The 20,295-nt window shown below is 50.3% G+C and carries 19 protein-coding genes; 5 read left to right on the plus strand and 14 right to left on the minus strand.

The features are described 5' to 3' along the window. Window positions 1-159 precede the first annotated feature (159 nt). On the plus strand, window positions 160-525 hold the full coding sequence (locus tag ACTHPM_RS23935) for a PadR family transcriptional regulator (protein WP_440397431.1): 366 nt from the start codon (window positions 160-162) through the stop codon (window positions 523-525). Next, window positions 512-1,561: an HAAS signaling domain-containing protein gene (locus tag ACTHPM_RS23940; protein ID WP_440397430.1), complete on the plus strand. Its 1,050-nt coding sequence runs from the start codon at window positions 512-514 to the stop codon at window positions 1,559-1,561. Before ACTHPM_RS23935 ends, ACTHPM_RS23940 begins: the two co-directional genes overlap by 14 nt. Window positions 1,562-1,678: 117 nt before the next feature. Here the strand turns inward: ACTHPM_RS23940 and ACTHPM_RS23945 are convergent, their stop codons facing one another. From ACTHPM_RS23945 to ACTHPM_RS23960, 4 genes are all read right to left on the minus strand, one after another. Beyond that, a complete protein-coding gene (locus ACTHPM_RS23945) occupies window positions 1,679-3,913 on the minus strand; it encodes a helix-turn-helix transcriptional regulator (protein WP_440421705.1) in 2,235 nt (744 codons plus the stop codon). Window positions 3,914-4,097: 184 nt separating this feature from the next. Then, window positions 4,098-5,732, minus strand: a complete 1,635-nt coding sequence (locus ACTHPM_RS23950) for an extracellular solute-binding protein (RefSeq protein WP_440397428.1) — start codon at window positions 5,730-5,732, stop codon at window positions 4,098-4,100. 33 nt (window positions 5,733-5,765) lie between these two features. Continuing rightward, window positions 5,766-6,677 (minus strand): carbohydrate ABC transporter permease, encoded by a 912-nt coding sequence (locus ACTHPM_RS23955; RefSeq protein WP_440397427.1) that lies wholly within the window; start codon window positions 6,675-6,677, stop codon window positions 5,766-5,768. Window positions 6,678-6,688: 11 nt separating this feature from the next. Then, window positions 6,689-7,621: an ABC transporter permease gene (locus ACTHPM_RS23960; RefSeq protein ID WP_440397426.1), complete on the minus strand. Its 933-nt coding sequence runs from the start codon at window positions 7,619-7,621 to the stop codon at window positions 6,689-6,691. A 103-nt stretch (window positions 7,622-7,724) separates the two neighbouring features. Here ACTHPM_RS23960 and ACTHPM_RS23965 point away from each other — a divergent pair, with 103 nt between their 5' ends. Next, window positions 7,725-7,883 carry a hypothetical protein gene (locus ACTHPM_RS23965; RefSeq protein ID WP_440397425.1) on the plus strand — a complete coding sequence of 53 codons (159 nt, stop codon included), beginning with the start codon at window positions 7,725-7,727 and terminating at the stop codon, window positions 7,881-7,883. A gap of 298 nt (window positions 7,884-8,181) precedes the next feature. Here the strand turns inward: ACTHPM_RS23965 and ACTHPM_RS23970 are convergent, their stop codons facing one another. The 9 genes from ACTHPM_RS23970 to ACTHPM_RS24010 form a co-directional block, all read right to left on the minus strand. Further along, window positions 8,182-8,358 carry a YjfB family protein gene (locus ACTHPM_RS23970; RefSeq protein WP_440397424.1) on the minus strand — a complete coding sequence of 59 codons (177 nt, stop codon included), beginning with the start codon at window positions 8,356-8,358 and terminating at the stop codon, window positions 8,182-8,184. A gap of 109 nt (window positions 8,359-8,467) precedes the next feature. Continuing rightward, entirely contained in the window at window positions 8,468-9,373 is a 906-nt protein-coding gene (locus tag ACTHPM_RS23975) for an HD domain-containing protein (protein WP_440397423.1), read from the minus strand. 62 nt (window positions 9,374-9,435) lie between these two features. Beyond that, window positions 9,436-10,026 (minus strand): hypothetical protein, encoded by a 591-nt coding sequence (locus ACTHPM_RS23980; RefSeq protein WP_440397422.1) that lies wholly within the window; start codon window positions 10,024-10,026, stop codon window positions 9,436-9,438. After that, window positions 10,010-10,801, minus strand: coding sequence for a hypothetical protein (locus ACTHPM_RS23985; RefSeq protein ID WP_440397421.1), 792 nt, complete (start codon window positions 10,799-10,801; stop codon window positions 10,010-10,012). The genes ACTHPM_RS23980 and ACTHPM_RS23985 overlap by 17 nt, the downstream gene beginning before the upstream one ends. A 66-nt stretch (window positions 10,802-10,867) precedes the next feature. Continuing rightward, window positions 10,868-11,053: a hypothetical protein gene (locus ACTHPM_RS23990; RefSeq protein ID WP_440397420.1), complete on the minus strand. Its 186-nt coding sequence runs from the start codon at window positions 11,051-11,053 to the stop codon at window positions 10,868-10,870. A gap of 108 nt (window positions 11,054-11,161) precedes the next feature. After that, the gene (gene mazF / locus ACTHPM_RS23995) at window positions 11,162-11,503 is read right to left on the minus strand and encodes an endoribonuclease MazF (protein WP_440397419.1); all 342 of its coding nucleotides are present in this window, start codon (window positions 11,501-11,503) and stop codon (window positions 11,162-11,164) included. After that, window positions 11,497-11,727 carry an AbrB/MazE/SpoVT family DNA-binding domain-containing protein gene (locus tag ACTHPM_RS24000; RefSeq protein ID WP_440397595.1) on the minus strand — a complete coding sequence of 77 codons (231 nt, stop codon included), beginning with the start codon at window positions 11,725-11,727 and terminating at the stop codon, window positions 11,497-11,499. The genes mazF and ACTHPM_RS24000 overlap by 7 nt, the downstream gene beginning before the upstream one ends. A 373-nt stretch (window positions 11,728-12,100) precedes the next feature. Further along, window positions 12,101-13,147, minus strand: a complete 1,047-nt coding sequence (locus ACTHPM_RS24005) for a methyltransferase domain-containing protein (protein ID WP_440397418.1) — start codon at window positions 13,145-13,147, stop codon at window positions 12,101-12,103. A gap of 282 nt (window positions 13,148-13,429) precedes the next feature. Continuing rightward, entirely contained in the window at window positions 13,430-14,614 is a 1,185-nt protein-coding gene (locus ACTHPM_RS24010) for an alanyl-tRNA editing protein (RefSeq protein WP_440397594.1), read from the minus strand. Between the two features lie 370 nt (window positions 14,615-14,984). Here ACTHPM_RS24010 and ACTHPM_RS24015 point away from each other — a divergent pair, with 370 nt between their 5' ends. Together ACTHPM_RS24015 and ACTHPM_RS24020 are read left to right on the plus strand one after the other, a co-directional pair. After that, window positions 14,985-17,291 carry a serine hydrolase gene (locus tag ACTHPM_RS24015; RefSeq protein WP_440397417.1) on the plus strand — a complete coding sequence of 769 codons (2,307 nt, stop codon included), beginning with the start codon at window positions 14,985-14,987 and terminating at the stop codon, window positions 17,289-17,291. A 127-nt stretch (window positions 17,292-17,418) separates the two neighbouring features. Next, complete coding sequence (locus tag ACTHPM_RS24020) at window positions 17,419-18,030, plus strand: hypothetical protein (protein ID WP_440397416.1); 612 nt, start codon at window positions 17,419-17,421, stop codon at window positions 18,028-18,030. 1,303 nt (window positions 18,031-19,333) lie between these two features. Here ACTHPM_RS24020 and ACTHPM_RS24025 read toward each other — a convergent pair. Further along, window positions 19,334-20,110 carry an HNH endonuclease gene (locus tag ACTHPM_RS24025; RefSeq protein ID WP_440397415.1) on the minus strand — a complete coding sequence of 259 codons (777 nt, stop codon included), beginning with the start codon at window positions 20,108-20,110 and terminating at the stop codon, window positions 19,334-19,336. Window positions 20,111-20,295 lie beyond the last annotated feature (185 nt).

A 20,295-nucleotide genomic window follows, 5' to 3' on the forward strand; every position in this document is an offset into this window, starting at 1 on the left:
ATTCTCCCTTTGGCTGTCCGCATTCATATCACTCCGTTATTTGAACAGGACATGAGGTTGGTTACTCACACCATAACACATATTGAAATACCCAATTTATATTATTTCATTTACAATAGTGTGCGTCATACAGTACAATATTTTCCAGGAGTTGATCATATGGCGGATGTCAATGAAACGATAACGGGTTTATTAAGCGAGCTGCGGCGAGGCACGATTGTCATTGGCGTGCTCAGTCAATTGTCCGAACCCCAATATGGCTATTCTCTCGTGCCCTTATTGCAGGAAAAGGGAATCGCCGTCGATCCCGGCACCCTATACCCCTTGCTTCGCCGGCTGGAGAAGCAGGAGCTGCTTCAGAGCAAATGGGATACGAATGAATCGCGTCCCCGTAAATATTATTTGCTCAGCCCGTTCGGGAAGAAAGTATATGCAGGACTGTGCGAGGAGTGGCGCAAGCTGGTCGCCAGCATGGATGGCATTTTGACCGATCTTGAAGGAGGAGAGCAGTATGGAAGTCATTGACCGATATATTTATGCCGTGACGCAGCGTCTGCCTGAGCAGCAAAGAACGGATATTAAACAGGAATTGCAGGATCTGATTGAAGATATGCTGGAGGAACGCGCACCGGCTGACCAAGTATCCCAAGAGGATGTCGAAAGCGTGCTGCTTGAGCTTGGACCTCCGAATGAGCTGGCCGCAAAGTATCGCGGGTACGACCGTTACTTGATCGGTCCCCTGTTGATCGATGCTTACTTGACTACGCTCAAGATTGTGCTTGCCTCGATTGTCATCGGACTAACCGCTGCTTTCCTCATCGATACATTCCTTTCCCATTCGGGAAAGCTAAGCCCGGTTACAGACTATCTGGCCTCTCTCGTTACAGGCGCTGCACAGGGATTCGCTTGGGTTACCGTTGTATTCGCGTGGATAGGGCATAGGCAGCGATTAAATATCGCCGGTAACGCCAGCAGGACTAAAGTGTGGAGCCCCTCCCATTTGCCGCCGATTCCGGACGCCAAGATGAAGATCAATAGATTTGGGCCAATCCTAGGCATCTTTCTTACCATTGCAATCATGGTGGTTTGTCTCTATCTGACCGATCTGCTCGGGATTTGGAGGTACCACGATGGCGTGTTCATAAGCGTTCCGTTCCTGGACAACGATGTATTCAGGCACTACGCACCGCTTCTGTGGATTGTAGCCGCATTGTCGATTATGCAGGGAATCGTCCAACTGGTTGTACGTTATAGATCGGTTAAGCTGATGGCTTTCAATATGGTGATAACGGTGATGACAACAGCGCTTGTGTGCATCATGCTTGCGGATCAGACGCTATGGAATCCTCATTTCATTCAGGATTTGACCGCGTCGAGTTTTTTGCTCGAAGGCGACGGAATAAACCTCGATAACATCGTGGCGATCTGGCCCAAGGTAAAAGATAGGCTGATCAACATCATCATGTTCTTTGCATTCCTCAGTCTCTTACGTGAGTACCTTGCCTTATACCGAGCGAAATCGTCACCTTCTCCAAAAGAAAAACAAAAGCCGCTTGTATAGCGGCTCAGGCTGTCGATCCCTATTTTTCCGGTCTTGGCCGGATTTCCAAACTACCTGTCTATGCATCAGAAGCATGTCAAAATTAAATGATGATGAACGCTTCAGCCCCAGCTTAAATCAGCGGCCATCCGCCGTTCCCGCGTATTCATCCGGCTTGATGCCTTCATACCGCGCGAAGGCGCGCTTGAAAGAATACACATTTTCGTACCCCACCCGGTGCGCGACATGATCGATGCCGCAGCTTCTTTCCCTGAGCAGTTCTTTCGCCTTCTCCATGCGCAGACGGCATACGTAATCATAGAAATTGATGCCTGTAACCTCTTTGAATATTTTGGACACCTTCGAGACGGACATTTGATACATCTCCGCAAGCTGCTTTAATGAAATATCTGCGCTCGCATAGTTGTGGTTCACGTATTGCAGCAGCTCGCTGCCGGCCGTCATCGCGGAAGACGTATTGGCATACCGTTTGCGCTCGCAAATGAGCGTGCCGACTTCAAACATATAGCTCCACATTTCCTGGGTGTCCGCCGCTTTGGCCCGGCTGGCGAACTGCTTCGAGTAAATGGCCGTATCCAGATTCAGCTCATGCAGCACTCTCAGCATCGTTTCCATCAGCAGGGACAGCAGTCTGCTCACGCTGGACTCCATCAGCTCCCGCCTTTCATTCTCGGCATGGATTTCATGCAGAATCTGCAGGGAGGTGTCCAGGTTCCCGATCTTCAGGTTGTTGATGAGCTGTACTTCCCAATCCGTCGGATAATAATAATCGACACCAGCCTGAATCGTTTCCTCCTGCAGCACCTGGAAATGTTCGCGCGAGAATACGGTGTAATGCAATCTCTCGTTGGCCGTGTAATATGATTTGCTGATGCCTACAAGCCCTTGTTCAACCCCTCCGTATAAAATATCGGGATGAAATCCGCACAGCCGCTCGATTTCCCCGGCCATCCCGGCAGCCATTCGCTCCAGTATATCATCGTCCCCAAACGGGCGCGCAGAGGATACAATCATCGCCTTGTCCGCATTCGTCACCTCGAACAGCTCATAGTCCAGCCCATAACGGCTCATCGCCTGCTCCACAATCATCATCAGCATTTCGATCTTCCGGATTTTCTCGAAGTCGGAGAAATCGCGGATGGCATGGAAGCTGACCAGCATCGTGCAGTAATACATCTCCTCGGTGTAGCCGATCCCGAGCTTCCCCAGTTCATTTTTATGATGATCGTCTATAAAATATCCTTTGAGCAGACGAAGATACAAATTCGACTTGGCGGCGCTTTCATAATCCTGCATGGATTCCTGAAGCTTGCGGTTCTCGTGCAGCAGCCGGTCGAACGACTTTTCGATATAGTTATATTCGGAACCTCTTACGCTGCCCTGTCTAGAATCCTCGGTCCGTGCCGCGGCGCTGAGCTTGTTCAGCAGGGCGCCGAGCGGACGGTAGCTGATCCTGGCCAGCAGATAAGCTGAACAGGCGCCAAGGATGATGGAAATCAGGATGGCCGCAAGCGAGCTGAACAAATTGCCGATGCCAATGACGCTGCTGTCGACGTAGGAGATCGTATACTGCAGATCGCTGGCTTGCGAAGACAAATGAATGGGGAAGGTCGCTGCGCTGCTGCCGGGCGGGTCATTTCGGGTTTGGCGATAGATCAATGCATCACGGGACGTCATGGCAATCTCCTGCGATCCGGTTCCCCCGAACCGGTGCATATAATCCGTGAGGTAGGCGCTGTCCATAAACAGTACCAATACCGCGCGCGGATGATTGACGACCTCCAGGCTCTGCAGCACGGGGATTACCCGCTTATCGCTGCCCCACAGCTTCATGCCTGCCGGCGGCAGCAGGGTAAAATACTGCTGCTCCGAGAAAGAGCCGAGCAGCTGCTGCCTGGCCGGCTCGTCGAATGCGGCAATCGACTGGAACAGCTCCTGAAGCGGGAACATCCCCCAGGACGTCAGCGCCTGCTGCTGCTCCGGAAACACCACCATGCCGAACGAGAGGATGCCCTGCGAATTCACGCTGTTGTCGAGGCTTTTGCGGATCTCCAGCATTTTGGTAATATCGAATTCCTGATCATATACACTCGTATGCTGCATCAGCTTCTTCACCCAGGATTCGTTGCTCAGCGTTTTGCCTAAATTTTTGAGCTCACCCAGCTTATTGTCGACCAGGTCGGCAATCCGCTTGGCATCCATCGCCTGCTCCTCGTGCTGCCGACGTTTCTCTTCGATGATATTCCGCTGCACGTTCAGGGCGCTGAACACAATGATCGGAATCATCAAAATCGCGGTGTAAGACAACAGGATTTTACGAAACGTGCCGCTGCTGAAGCTGCCATTGCGCATGGGCTACCCTCCCCTAAAGATAAGACTTATATAAACTGAACTTGAACACCCGGCTTCGTCGCGCCGGAAACATGTTGCTTTCTTAAGTCCTTTTTATACAGACTACAAAAACAGGAAAACAGCAGTGCCTCCAAAGCGAAAAGGAGGCCGCCATTTTCCAAACGCATACGGGTGCGGCATCAAACTACTGGATGCTGTTGTACCGGTCGAGCAGCTGCTGGTCGATGGCAAGCAGCTCATCCAGCCCCAGCTTTTTCAGATCCGCGATATATTGATCCCAGTTGTCGAGCGATTTCTGCCCCAAAGCCAGCTTGGTCGCAAGCTCCGTGGAATATGTGTTCAGGTTGGTCAAAATCTTCGTTTTGGTCTCCAGCTGCTTGTCATCGGGAATGGCCAGATAGTTGTCGTTCATATTGACGAAATACGGCTTGTATTTCAGAATATTACGCTCGTTCTCCGCTTTGTATTCCGGTACGCCGGACAGCTCAAACTCGAGATTGGCGAACTGAACCCGCGGGAACACCGTATCTCCGAACAGCCGGAGCCCCGGTGCCAGGCCCGATTTGGACAGTTCTTCGTCCGAGGCGTTATTGATGAATACGTTGGCGCCGCTGTCGTCCTTCTTATAGGTTTGCCCTTCGATTCCCCAATACAGAAGGTCCGCATACTTGTCGGAATAGATTGTATCAAAGTATTTGATCGCCGCCTCGACGTTCTTGCTGTCCTTCGTAATGGCGTATTTCTGCCACACCAGAAACGGAGGCTCGATTTGGGCTGCAGGCGTGATGCCATCGGCGGCCGGAAGCGGCATGAGGGGGAGATATTCCCCGCCGCCTTTGATCGTCGGCTCCAAATACGTCTCCAGATTGTAATCGCCGACGGAGGCGACCTGGTTTTCGGTCATTTTCTGCTGCTTCTGCTCCGCTGTCCCCCCGATCAGACTTGTATCGAGCACGCCTTCCTTCACCAGCTGCTGCAGGTAGCGGAAATAATCCTTGATGCCGTCCTGGTACCATGGGGAGACGACCTTCTTGTTCTCCACATCCACGGAGGAAATGCTCGTTCCGAGGCCAAACCACTGCGCGATGGGACCGGAGAAGGCGCCCGGATCGTAGACGAGGACCTCATCCTTTTGCCCGTTGCCGTTCGCATCCTTCTCGCGCATCGTCTTCAGCGTTTGCAAATATTCCTCCGCACTCGCCGGAACCGGAAGGCTCAGCTTATCAAGCCAGTCTTTGCGGAGCAGCATCGTCAAAGAGACCGGGGCCGGATCGGTACCTTTATACGTTTTTTTGTGCAGGTCGCTGAACCAGTACATTTTCCCGTCCGACGTCGTCGTCGTTTTTTTCGCATACGGGAATTCCTGTTCATACATCTTCTTGATGTTGCCGTTGCTGTATTTCTCAATCAGCGGATTCAGGTCCAGCAGCACGCCCTGCTTCGCCAGATTAAGCACCGTCGTATTATCAAGCGCCGATATGTTCACGATATCCGGAAGATTGGAGCCGGACGCCATGCGCGTTTTGATGACGACGTTATACTGCTCGTTCGGCACGAGCTCGTAATCGAGCTGGAGCTTCGCATCGGTCAGCAGCTTGTCGACTTCCTTCCAGACCGGGTACTTCTCCCTGTCCTGGAATTTGATGTACTTGTTCGAACCGGTCGGCCCGAGAAGCTTCAGCTTGGCGGACTGCTGCCCGTCCGGGGCACCACCTTCCGCTTCCTCCGGTTTGCTGTCCCCTCCGCTGCAAGCGGTTGCAGATGCAAGTATAATAACGGCGATGATGGCGGGCATGAACGGTATTTTCCTTTTTTTCATGGAACTCTTCCCCCTTTGGATGGCTCTATCGGCTTATTCCTTCAATGAACCCAGCAGCGCTCCCTTGATGAAGTACTTCTGAAAGAACGGATACGTAAAAATGACCGGCAGCGTCGTGAAGACGATAATGGCGTATTTCAGCTGAATGTTCGAGAGCATGTTGGCCACCGCATTTTTCGTATCCTCAAGCGATAACATCTTCAAATCGACCGACTGCTGGACCACGACCCGGTACAGGTACATTTGCAGCGGATGCAGCTTCTCATTCGGCAGATACACGAGCGCGTCGAACCAGCTGTTCCAGATGCCGACGACCGAATAAATGGCGATGACCGCCAGGATCGGCTTGGATATCGGCAGAATGACCCGGAAGAGCAGCTGCAGATGGGAAGCGCCGTCGATAAAGGCCGACTCCTTCAGCCCGTCTGGAATGTTGGCAAAAAAGGTCCGGACCAGGATGATATTCCAAATGCTGACCATTCCCGGAATGATGACCGCGAACATCGTGTTGTACAGCCCGAGCTTATTCACCAGCAGATAGGACGGAATGAGACCGCCTCCAAAATACATCGGGATCAACAGGTAAGCAACGACCCACTTCCTGCCCATGAGATTGCGGACGGTCAGCGGATAGGCGCCAAGCACGGCCGTGAGACAGTTGAGAAGCGTACCTGCACTCACATAAATCAGCGTATTGGAATAGGCCCACCACATTTTCGTATCGCTGACGATCAGCTTGTAGGAATCGAGGAAGAAGCCTTTCGGATACCAGAACACATTCATGGCCGCCACTTCCGTCGGATTGCTGATGGACATGATAACCACGAAATAAAAAGGATACAGCGTCAGTAAGCAGATCGCGAGGGCCAGCACATACATCATCACGTCGACGGCTGCCGAGCCCTGCTTGATGGTGTTCGGATTTCTTTTGACCAAGGCGGCCATGGGACTCCCCCTTACCATAAGGCGTAATCGGAATATTTGCGGCTGAGCGTATTGGCTGCGTACAGCAGCGAGAAATTGATGATTGAGATAAACAGTCCCACGGCCGTCCCCGCGCTGAAATTTCCTCCCAGCAGGCCGTCGCGGTACAGATACGTTCCGATGACGTCGGCCGTCTCGTACACCATGGGGTTATAGATGAGCAGAATAAACTCGCTGTTGGCGGAAAGCAGGTTGCCAATCGCAAATATCAGCAGGATGAAAATCGTGGGCCGGATGGCGGGCAGCGTAATATGGAGCATTTGCTTGAAGCGGTTGGCTCCGTCCATCTTCGCCGCTTCATATAGATGAGGGTCCACGGAGGACATAGCGGCCAGATAGAGGATGCTGCTCCACCCGAACGACTTCCAGATGCTCGTGATCGTATAAATCGCCGGAAAATATCCCGGCTCCGTATTCAGCGCCACCGGCGTGCCGCCGAACAGCTTGACGACGGCATTCACGATGCCGTCCGTATTGATGAAGGACAACACCATCCCCGCCACGACCACGTTCGAAATAAAATGGGGCAGATAGCTTGCCGTCTGCACGTACTTCTTGAACACGCCGCTTTTGAGTTCATTGAGCAGCAGGGCGAACAGGATCGGCACCCAGAAGCCAAACACCAGAAAATACAAGCTGAGCAGAAACGTGTTGCGCATCAGCCGCCCGAAATACGGGCCGTTAAAAAAGTCGATGAAATGCTGAAAGCCTACCCAATCGGTTCCGTGGAGGGATAAAAACGGTTTGCCCGGGTAGTAATTCTGAAAAGCGATCAGAATCCCGTACATCGGTATATAGCTGAAAATCAAAATGTGAACCAGAACGGGAAGCATGATGAGGTAAAGCTGCAGATTGTCACGCACTCGAAAAGATTTTCGCTTAATCGGCTGACGGATGGCTTTCATGATCTTCCCCCTTCCCTGATGGTCTGACGGAACTTGCAGGCCCGCTTTCCGCTTGGACTCATGATAAAGTGATCCCCGGATGCCGGGCAAGCAACAATTTTTGATGGGGCGCACAATATTTGCGGAAAGTCCGGTAAGATCGGCGCATGATGCCGGATGCAGCGGAGGAGCCGCCGCCTTGCAGGTGCTCTCTATCAGTACTTTCAAGCTGCCTGAAGCCGGTTCAAATGGAGCCACGGATTTGGCAAGCAGCAATATTTGATGGTTCGCGCAATATTTGCGCTGGGGGGAAAATCAACGTTACATGAGGTTATCGAATAGCGGGTAGATCGTATGCTGGATGCTAAGTATCGTGAACAGGGTGAATGGAATGTTGCCGGATATAAGGAGGAAAGCGAAGGAAATAGGTCATCGGCGGCGTTATGTTCGGTAGTTGAAGGTACAATTTGAGAAAAGCACTGCTAACTCCGCGCAAGCAAAAAAAGACGTGACCGGACTGGTCATTTACAGCGACCCCCTGTTCCGGTACACGTCTTCTGTTTACCACGCTTGCTGACAGTTTAAATCGAAATGTCCAGCTTCTTTCCCAGGTTGGGATCGATGCTCTTCTCCATCAACTGAATCAGGTTCTGCCCCTGCAGTTCCGCCTGGCCCTTGGCCATGCTGAGCACCGACAAGCTTACCTGCTGAGCTAAAGCTGCCTGACTCATCGATGTAGACAATGCTGCAATATCCATCATGCCACCTCCTTTGCCTTTATATCGGCATCCGCCCTGAATCTCATCACCTCCAAGGGGATCATTACTGCCGCTATCGCTTCCGTGTTCCTTCCGTCCGGTGAAAGGACTATAGGGTTCCCTTTTTCAAATTACGGTACAGGTGATGGTATACCTCATGCGGATACAGATGGAACTTCTCTTGTAAGGCAGCGCACACGGATAAAATCATATCGGTCCCTTCCGAGTTGACCTCAAAGTCGATGTCGCGGGATCGAAGGTACTCGAGGAGCTCCAGCTTTTGCCCGATTTCGTCTTCGCCTGCCCCTTCCCTGTATCCCCGGCTCCACCCGTACACAGCGCGCTGCCAATCCTCCAAGGTTATGGGCTGCTGCACCGGCGGCTCAGCGCGGTCCAGCTCTTCATACAAGTTCTGCAGAACCAAATCATACAGCTTCTTGTCCCGGCGGATGCGGCGAATTTCCTCGGGAAGCTCCAGCTCCAGGAAAAACCGCTCCACCTCGTCCTGGAACGTATCCAGGAGCGGGAACCGCGAGGCGTACCCCAGGCTTTCGACCAGGCTGGTATAATACCATTTCTGCTGCTCATAGCCCCGGTTAAACCTGCGCCACACCGCATCCCCGTGGGCTTCGAAATCGCGGCGGGTGGACCGCAAATTGTGAAGCTTATCCGCGCAGGAGAGCTGCCGGAGGGGCAGATCCGCGCTTTTCAGAAAATCCAGCGTATGCTGCTTTCTCGCTTCCCAAGGCGCCGACTTATCCGGCTCCGATGCTCCCTGCACCAGGCGGAGAACCTCGCTCCCGAAGCGGCTGCGGATGTCTTCTTCCGTCGTGTCCGTGTCCTCCAGCGTATCATGAAGGAGCGCGGCGATGACGACTTCCTCTTTGCACTTCGCCTGCTGCAGGATCATGGCCACGCCGTACGGATGGCTGATGTAAGGAATGTCGGAGCCTTTTCTTACCTGGTCCCGATGCGCAACGGCGGCGAATTCAATGGCCGAATCGAACTGAGTCATGCGGATGCACTTCCTTTCACAATCGTGGAATGGGTTGAATCATGCTATGCGAAGACCTGCCCTTATGCCTCAGGCAAATTTAGAAGCTGCTCGAATAGGTTGTTCCGGATCGTCTCGGCGTCCGTGACGGAAGTGAGCGGAATGCTTGTACCGATAGCCTGCTGGAGTCCCCAATACTTCTTGACGGACTTCGCCTTCGTCTTGCTTCGCCAGATGCCGTCTTCGCAGGTAATATCAAAATGATTGTCCAGCCAGTATGGATCGCGAAACAGCCAGTGGTCCGAGGTCGCAGGCATGCGCTCCCACTTGGAGAAATCGTAACGGAAACGGGACAAGGTGATGTCCGGATAATCGTCCTGCCCCTCCAGGTCGATCTCGATGACAAACACATCCCCGTCCTTCACATCAGGCACGCGCTCGTTGCCGGCGGAATCGCCGTCCAGCTGATAGATTTTGATAAAATTGCTCAGCAGCCAGCCCTCTTCATAGGCATCGGATTTCCATCTGAGAAACCGTGACGTTAAAGACATGAACCCCAGTTCCTCGCCGATCATATCCATTTCATTCATAAGCAGATTTAAGTTTTTGTAGGTTTCGCGCAGCACGGTGACCGAAAGGCTGATATTCCCGCCCAGATCATTTGTTGTAGACATAGTATTCCTCCTGAAGCGCAGTGTTGGTCGGCCAATGTAGTTGGGTTTGCGAGCCTGATGTTGTACTGAACTGGTACGGCTTCTCCTCCAGCGGGATGTTATGAATGTGGTGCAGGAAGCCTCTGAAGCGCTCGAAGCCTTTTTGGACTAACAAATCGATGACATCCCGGATGATCATCTGCTGCCCCCGGTCCAGCGCTGCCGGATCCACCGATTGCAGTTGTTCCAATACATGTTGCCAGGCGAGGAAGCCCAGCGTGACATCGGGTGAAATCAGCGGCCGATCCTTCATATCCGTTTCGACCGGGAGCAGGATCTGGAAAGGTGCCAAAAACACGAGATAAGCGGGGCGCCCGCCGCGGATATCCTCAAGCAACCGGGAGTACCGCACGAGCTGGTGGCAGCTCTCTTCCGGCGTAATCATCTCCTCCGACTCGTCGTCCTCCGACGACAGGCCACTGTAATACTTCACTTCGATACCCAGAACGATGTCCACATGCTCAAGAATCAGATCGATTTCTCCCTCGGCGTGGCGGTACCAGAACTTCAGTTCATAGTCGTAATCTTGGGTCGTTTCTATAAAGCTCTTCCAGACGGGGTCCGGGGAAGGGTGCCCGGCGTCCTTCAGGCGAACCGCCTTCAGGATCTGCTTCAAGCCCACTTGAAAAGGAAGATATCGTAGCGCCCCAAAAACGTCGCTGGTCAGCTGGTCCTCCAGCCGGTCGGACAGGTTGCTGCCGGAGCTTGAGATTTTATGGTGAATTTCTGCGAGCAAAAGGTTCTCCCTCCCTGTTGGAACAAACATGTAGAGTTTATGTATGTCATTCGTTATTTCCGGTATTTAATCCTCCGCCTCGATCAGCAGAATGCGCTTCTGAAACTTGCCGCGCTGCTGCGCTTTCTCGTCCTCTTTTCTCAGCAGTATCGATTGAAAATGAGGCACTCCCTCGCCCATGTCGCGTGTATGGAAATCCTCGATCCGAAAATAACCGTGGACCTTCATGCGTATCTCCTGATCAGGGTACATCGCAAAATAACGCTTCGGCTCATAAGCATCCTGCTCCCAAATCCCGCTTATTGCATAATTTCCTCATAAACAAAAACCCCTCCGAAACGTGTTCCGGAAGGCAAATCATTAGTGGATAAGCAAGTTCAGTTTTGAAACCACCTCTGCCAGCGTCTTTTGCGGCACCTTGCATATAAAAGCAGCTTGACGCGACTCCCAATCCAGGCTCTTGACCTGATCGGCGAGAATAACCCCCTCGATCGGCAAATCCTGCGGAATGTTCACCTCAAAAGGATAGCCTTTTCGTTTAGAAGTTATCGAGCATAATAAGGAAAGCTTCGCCTTTCCATTATAGGCTGCTGGGGATAGGACCAACGCGGGTCGTTTTCCAGCCTGCTCATGACCTGCTTGTGGATTGAACTGCAGCCACACCAAGTCTCCGCGATCCGGCACATAACCGTTTCCTACCATGCTTCACGACCCTCTGGATTGCCTGTTGAGACTTCTTCATGGAGGTTCTCCGGCGTCATTTGGTCAAGCAATTCCTCTAGCGAAGTCGACTTTGGCTTGATGATCAAATTTCCATCCTCAACGTCAAGCTCGATCTCCGACCCTTCCTCTAGACCAACCTTAACAGCAAGGGATTTCGGAATACGAACACCTAGACTATTGCCCCATTTTTGAACCTGGAACACAAAACCACCTCCGTGATTGTATATACAAAGTATATACAATGTGATGAGAGGAATCAAATCAGCCTGAGACGCTATTGCTCCAACTAACATTTTATAGATCATTTACTCCTTCTGCTTCAATCGAGGTCACCCGACTTTTGGAAATTAACGGATTATGATACACCAAATATGCCTTGCTAAATCGCTCGAAATAGCTTGGCTCATGCGATTTTGGAGCTAAAATGATCATTTTCCGATTAAGCTCGCGCACATGAAGGTCAAAGACCGTATTTTTGCGCTGCTCATCAAGCGCACTGTCAAATTCGTCGAGCACGGGTAAATCCGGGATTAGACTGTAAAGGTATTGTTCACGTTATGGTTTGAAGTGGATGCTTCAAGCCATCTCGTCCTCTTTTCTAAGCAGCATCGATTGGAAATGAGGGGCTCCTTCGCCCATGTCGCGCGTATGGAAATCCTCGATCCGAAAAAACGCCTGAATCTTCATGCGTATCTCCTCATCAGGGTACATCGCAAAATAACGCTTCGGCTCATAAGCATCCTGCTCCCAAATCCCGTCCGACTCCATCCCGCCATACAGCCCTAAGTAGAACAAGCCTCCCCGCTTCAGTACGCGCTTGATTTCCGTGAGCACATCCGACAGCTGCGCTTTCGGCACATGCAGCAAGCAGTTCATGGCATATACCGCGTCAAAGGAACGATCCGCAAAATCCAAATCGCAAAAATCCATCACCCGTGCGCGCAGCCCCTTTTGCCTGCATAAAAGAACCATTTCTTCGGATAAATCGACGGTCGTCATATCGAAGCCCCGCTCCTTCAAAAACAAGCTGTCCCGCCCCGGCCCGGCTCCAATCTCCAAAACGGTTTGCACATCATTCGTCCGGAATGCACTCAGCACTTGCTCGCGTTCTTCAGCCTTCCAGCCTTCCAGGTTGGATGCATTTCTGAGTTCTGCCTGATTGTCGTAGGACTGACGGAGAATGGTTTTGATATCCGCGGTCTTCATATGATCAGCACCGGTTCTTGGACTTGAAGGTTCATTCTCTTCGATTAACAGGTTAACGAATGCTACATCCGCCGGCGCGAAAATATATTCGCCAAGCTCATCCCGCTTCACCCAACGGACTTCGTCATGATCGGTCAGCTTGATGGTGCCGCTAATGAACCGTGCCTTGTATCCGATTAAACGGATATGCTTTTCCCCATAGCGATGGTCATTGGTTCCGAAGTACGCGTAAGGTTCAATGCCGATCTGCATCTCCTCAAGCAGCTCACGCTTCAGGCATTCCACCGGAGTTTCGCCTTCCTCCAACTTGCCTCCCGGAAACTCCCAAAGTCCGGCCTGCGGCTTTCCCGCCTTTTTTCTGGCGATTAACAACTGTCCGTGTTCGTTTTCGATAATAGCTGCGGCTACTTGGATCAAAAGGGGAACCCTCCTGTCATTAACGCTAAAGAATGGTAAATCGATAACAATAGATTAGCACATTTGGATGAGGGAAGCGTAAAACTGCACAGCAAAATATCGTAAGTATATTGGTTCTTCCCACATAAAAATAGAAGTGCCGTGTTTTAGACTACAACACGCAAAGGCATGCAAATTCCGTGCCTCTTGTAGCATCTTATGCTTCTCTGTCACTAATTCTCTTAAAACCAACTAAAAAAGCGCCCATCATGGGCGCTTCTCACATTCTCCGCTGCGTACCGCTTATTCCCCTTCAAGCGCCGATAATGTCTGCGCCGCAAAATGGTAAAACGCCATGGCGTCCTCTCCATTAGCAAAACCGGCCTGCGCCATCTTGTCGCTGCCTCCGCCTTTACCGCGGTAATCATTCAGATGCTGCTTGAAGAACGCACCGCAAGCGAGATCGCTATCATCACCTCGGGCGAGAAGCACCTTATCATCCGCGCCAGATACGAAGAGCACGATCACATCAGCTTGGTCGGTGAGCTTGGCCGCCAGGCTTTGCATATCCTTCAGCGGCTTGTCCGCAAAAGCGTGCTTGATCAGGCTACCCTGACGGTTTGCCAGCAGCTTGTCAGCCAGATACGCGTCATTCTCCGCCTTCACGGCAATCAACTCGGCTTGGAGGTGTTTGTGCTCCTCATCCATTTTCGCAATCCGATCCGGAATCTCTTCCTTGGCGGTCTTGAACCTGGTGGACAAGCTACCGAGAATCTCCATGCCGGCATTAAATTCTCTCAAGGCACGATAGCCGCATTTAAAATAGATACGCATATGCCCTTTCTGCTTCTCCGCTTTCAGCAGCTTGATCAACCCGATCTCACCCGTTGCAGAGACATGCGTCCCGCCGCAGGCATTATATTCGATCCCTTCAATCTCTACGATCCGGATATCTTCAGTTACCTTCGGCTGCTTCACCAGCGGCAGTACGGCTGCCTGTTCCTCGCTTACGAAATAATTCGTTACCTTGCGATTAAGGTAAATCTGATCATTGACCTCGAGCTCCAGCATCATCAGCTCGTGCTGTGGCAGATCGGACCTAGCGATATCAATGGTGGCGTAATCCTCACCCAGGTGAAAACTGAGCGTCTCTGCCTGGCATGCCTCCAGACACATGGCCGATAGCAGATGCTGTCCGCTGTGATGCTGCATATGGTCGAACCTTCTCCCCCAATCCAAGCGGCAGCCGACCTCTTCCTTCTCGGGAAAACGCTCAACTTTATGCAGGATCTCCCCTTCCTTCAGTACAACATCCAGAACCGGAATGGTATCGATCCATCCCAAGTCACAAGGCTGCCCTCCGCCATGCGGATAAAAGGCCGTCTCCTCCATGACCACATAGGCCCCGTCCTCCCGCTCCACTTTGCGCGTGATTCGTGTCTCCCACTCCCGGATATATGCGGATTCATAATATAGCTTCTTCGTCATCTTCATGTCCTCACTGTTCCAAGTTTAATTCACTCTGTTTCCAGCTTACTATAAAACGGTCGCGAAGCGCCAAATTCCCCTACAAATAAAAAGGACCGCCTGCCAGCGATCTTCAATTCCCCATATGGAATCATGAGCTCCAGATGTCAACGACACGTCCCATCTAAATGGAAATTAGCTTGGGCTGGTATGTACAATTGATTACTCCACTTTACGTTATGTCAAGTTATATTACACATTCTAACTGAATGCCAAACTAAAAAATAAAAATCGTAAACATATTGTAATATAATCTAACATCAATATATAATGTGTTCAATCAATTTACTGTTGTGTAAGGTAATATTACATTATATCTAGGAGGCTCATCATGCGCAAAAGATCCAGAAGTCTCAAATTCTTGACGGCAGTCGCCTTATCCGCAGCTTTGCTGCTGGCGTCCGTTCAAGCACCTTCCGCCTATGCGGCCGCATCCGGCGAACATTTGACCGGTTTGGAAACCGTGCTTCAGCCCATTATCGATGCGGCGGAAGCTCACGGGGTCGGCGTATCGGTCGATATCAAAGATTTGAGCGGTACATACGGACACGAGACCATCGAGCTCGGTTCCCAGGATGCCTATTACTCCGCAAGCATTATCAAGCTGGCTTTGATTGCGACCCTGATGCAGGAGGTGGATTCTGGTCAGCATTCCTTGGACGAGAAGCTTACAGTGAAACCGGAAGATGTCGTCGGCGGAGCGGGTTCGCTGCAGAAAGAGAAATTCCCACAGGATGTGACGATCGGACGGCTGGCGAAGCTGATGATCACTCAATCCGACAATACCGCAACGAACGCCCTGATCGGCCTCGTCGGCTTCGACAAGGTTAATGCGTTCATCAAAAGCCAGGGCTTCACCGTCACCCATCTTGGACGCAAAATGATGACCCCGGCCAAATCGCCTGCCGAGGACAACTATGCGAGTGTGCCTGAGATGCTTACTTTGCTTGATCGAATCTATAACGCGGAGGTGGTGTCGGCGAAGTCCCGCGACCAAATTCTGGAGTGGATGAAGGCGCAGGAGGTCAATACGAAATTTGGCGCCGTTCTGCGGGGCAAGCCGATCGCACATAAGACCGGGGAGCTTGGGTACGTTAGCCACGATGTCGGCTACTTCCTCATTCCAGGCCGTGAGATCGCCATAGCTGTACTTACGAAGGTGCTGAAGCCCGAAGATGACGGTAAAGCAGAGGAACAAGGCAACCCTTACGTGCAGCGTATCGCCAAAGCAACCTATAACTATCTTTCCGACCATCCGGCATCTGCTGCTTCTACTGCTTCGACATGGCCGGCCATGTCTCTGGCCGTCGCCCCAATCATCGACACTGCCAAGAGTAAGGGCATCCGCGTGTCGGTCGGCATCAAGGACTTGAGCGGGCAAGCCGGCGGCGCCGAAGTTCATCTGGGATCGCTGCAATCATACATGCCGGCCAGCACCATCAAAATGGCCCTTGTATCGACTCTCATGCAGCAGGTGGATAAGGGCGCACTGACGCTCGACCAGAAGGTTACGGTTAAACCGGACGATGTTGTCGGAGGCACGGGATCGCTCCAGAAGGAGACTTTCCCACAGGATGTGACCATCGAGCGGCTGGCGCGGCTGATGATCACCCAGTCGGACAACACGGCGACCAACGTGCTGATCGACGTTGTCGGATTGGAAAAGGTTCAGGCACTCATGGATCAATTGGGTCTTCAAACGATGCATCTGGGCCGCAAAATGTTCGCCGCGGCGCCGACGCCGGAGCAGGACAACTATATCGACGCAGCCGACCTGGTGACGCTGCTCACCAAAATCTACAACCATGAGTTTCTGTCCGAACAATCGAGCAATCAGATTATCTCTTGGATGAAGGCGCAAGAGGTGAACACGAAGTTCGGCGCCGCGCTGCCGGATGCTCCGATCGCCCACAAGACCGGCGAGAACGCAAACGTGACCCACGACGTAGGCTATTTCCTCGTGCCGGGCCAAGAGATCGCCATCTCCGTCATGACCGAAGTCACGACGACGGGCGATTTCGATGAAGCACAGGCGATTGGCAATCCGGTCGTGCAGTCCATCGCTAAGGCGGTATACAGCAGCCTGACCAATCATGTGAAGTTCACGGATGTGAAGCCCGGTTATTGGGCGGAATCGCTGATCGAGAGCGCCGCTGCCGCGAATCTCATCAAGGGAACGACTGGCAGCACGTTCAGTCCGGAGCGCGAAATTACCCGCGCGGAATTCGTCTCCCTGCTTGGGCGCTCCCTCGGTTTGACGGCTTCCAACGGCGCTCAGCCGTTTGCCGACATCCCGAGCGAAGCCTGGTATGCGTCAGACGTCGCTGCTGCTCAAGCGGCGGGCATCGTGCTGGGCTCGGGCGGCTCCTTCCGTCCGAATGCTTCGATCAGCCGCGCGGAGGTCATGGCTCTGATCACCCGGGCCTATGAATACAAGCATGGCCAGGTCGCCGTACCTTCGGCAACCGTCTCCTTCCAGGACGCGAAGAGCATCCCATCCTGGGCGAGCGAGGCTGTCGCTAAAGCGGTGTCCCTGCAGCTCGTGAACGGCTATCCGGACGGCTCCTTCCGTCCAGGCAATCCGACCACGAGAGCCGAAGCTGTGAAGCTCGTGGCAGAGTTGCGTTTTAAGCTATAATCCGAGTCCGGATTATATGAGAAAAGGGCGCGATAGACCTGTTAATCCAGGCCTTTCACGCCCTTTTTTGAGGATCCAAGAAACTAAAACTATTTTATCGAGTTTAAGATTATTAAAGGAGGCAGTTATGAAGATTACTTGTGTTAAGTCGGATTATGCTCATATAGGTTATGTGTATCTACAACCTCCAGCCGGGAAAGTTCCCCATCAAACCCACTGTATATTAAATCAATCCATGGATATTTCCCAGATCCAAATACCTTTTGAACAAAAACAGGAACTGGGAATCTTCCTCGACAACATGACGATGCTCCCTTTTTCGTTTAGAAGCGGATATAAGCAAGCGAAATTCGAGACTGAATATGGAGTCGATTTTGACAGTTCCGGATATATTACCGGATTTGAAGTCGGGCTGTCTCCAGCGCAATTTATACAACTCATTGAGAGCCAGTCATATAGACTATACGAATCGGATTGGCACAATCAAACCTGCCATATCTTCTTACTCGATGAGTTTGATTCGGTATTTTCTGAATTTAATGTGATATGCCGCATGAACCGAAAGGAGGACGCCTATCTCATCATTCAATTCATTGAACCTGAGACACTTGGCGTAACCTTCTACCCTTCGGAAGGGAAAAGAATCGCTCTAATCAAGGCACTCATCTCAGCAAATTCAGAGCTATATCCTCTGAGCTATTTGTTACAGCCTGAATTTGAGCTTATTGAAGACAAGTAAACTCTAAAAAGCTTAATATATGGAGTATTGGGAAGTTCACCATGGAGTTTTCCAACATACAAAAGCTATGTCTCAGCTCTTCTATTAATTAGAAAGGGAGAGTCGACTGAATTCCCCCCCGGGACTAACACGCTTTTCCGCTCAAAATAAACAGCCAAACGATATTCGGCAATTTCTCGGGTCCATTGAAACAGCTTTTCCCGCACTTGCGCCGATTCCTTCTCAAAATCGACCTGTACGGCAAGCGTCGTGCCATCAAACGTAATGAGCCATTCCAGAATCCGGATGTACCCCCCCTATTCCTTTCTCCCCAGATGCTCCTGTTCACCTTCTTTCCCCAAGATTAAATCTTTCATATTAATGGATTATCGTAAATATCTAATAGGAATCTGCAAAGTACCTTATTAAAGAAGAGGATATCTTATGGTTATCTGATCAAGCATAGGAATGAGCGCTGGAGGAGCGGGGAGATTTAAAGAGCTTAAAGTGGCATTGTGGTAAATGTTCCATTATCAGAGTTAAGGTTTGATTTTATTGTTGGTACCAATCTTGTTGAATCGTTATTGAGGACTAAAAATGGGTATGTTAAGATAAGAATAGAAATAAGGAGCAGCCGCCCTGCTGCTCCCCGGTACAAACATCTTGAGCGGGAATTTCTCCTCCAAGATCAGAATGACCAGGAAGTAACCCACTTAGGCGCGAACCTTAAGAGTGGGTTACTTTCGTTTATCGATGTAAGTCAGCAATGCCAACAAGAAGATCCCGAAGGTTATCGCCTCACCGAACGAAATGTTCATCGCATCACCTCCTTCACAAGGAGGAGTGCGCCCACTCAAGGTGTGTATGTACCATCCAAATTATAACATTCTACGAAAACAGATTCATTAACAATCATATATTTCGTCCACTGCCAACTGTCCCACTCTTACTGTCTTCTACAATCCCCAGCACCCGCTTTTCTATGCGCAATAACTCCACGCTTTGATTAGGAGAGGGATGGCACGATCGATTTGATTCGAGCATACTAATTGCAATTTAGATAAATGTGGCTTTATTCAAGAATTTCTAATGAGTAACACACAGAAACACATGCACCGTATGCGGGAGCAAGTGGGAGTTGTTTGGCTTCTGTGTTAGTTGGTTAAAACCCTTGATATATAAGGGTTTTATCCATAGTATATTGCTCTATTTGCGTTTTATTGTTTGTTGGCGATGTTCGTCAACAAACTGTCAACACAATTAATGGTGCCTACTCGAAAGGATGGGAGCATCTCAACATCTTATTTTTTTAGCTAATATTGATTTAATCCTGGTAATAGCCATAAAGTTCATTTAATGTTATGCAAATTCCGCTATTTTCAAGCCGCTTTTGTCTCAACTTGTATAATTTTTCCAATATCATCCTTTTATCTTCAAAAGAACCATAGTGCAGTATTTTATGACAAACTAAACATAGTGATACGATGTTCGCGTAAACGTCTAAACTAACCTCGAATTTCTCTTGATACTCCATCGGGATAATATGATGTGCCTCAACATAATTTTGTTTATTAAACTTTGAAATGAAGTGTTTATGGTTATTATTTATTTCACATAAAAAATTCGCCGCGGCTATAGTATCTTTAGCTAATCCAGAATTTCTTGGCCATAACTTAAAATCATTGAGTTTTAGACTCAGCCTTTCTTGCACCGTATCAACAATATCAGGTGATACTATCTGTCCTTCTTGCGACAGTTCTATCAGCGATTGGTCATACTCAAAATCTTGGCGTGTTATTTCTTTGCTAATTAATTGTTCATTATATTGATCTAGAAATAACTTGAAATAATTGAATGCTCTGCTGTACATCCTATTCCCACGTTCATCTTTATCTCTTAATTCTGGAATTGATCGGTATTTCTCCTTCATTTCTTCAATAATTCGAGAATCGGTAATATCATAGAGACTGCCCTCAAGCATTTTATATTTCTTTAGTTCTTGTGAATTGACATGCATAGCCCGTGTATATTTATCGAGAGTACTTGCAGAAAGAGATGTATAACATTCTAGCCATACACGGAACAACTCTACTTGTGGCATTTTTTTGTTCTCCTGTTATTCAAAATTAGCCGTCCAATCAATATTAAATGATCAATATATACTTATGGTTAATAAACTATATTCCTCGATTGACATACTGCTTGGTCGAGTCCACATAATTGATCCCTCATTAGTTATTGTTCGGGCAGTATTATTAATTTCTCTCTTAAGTAGACTTTGTCAGG

It is taken from the genome of Paenibacillus sp. SAFN-054 (genome assembly GCF_051966755.1).
In the GTDB taxonomy this organism is placed as follows: domain Bacteria; phylum Bacillota; class Bacilli; order Paenibacillales; family Paenibacillaceae; genus Paenibacillus_AQ.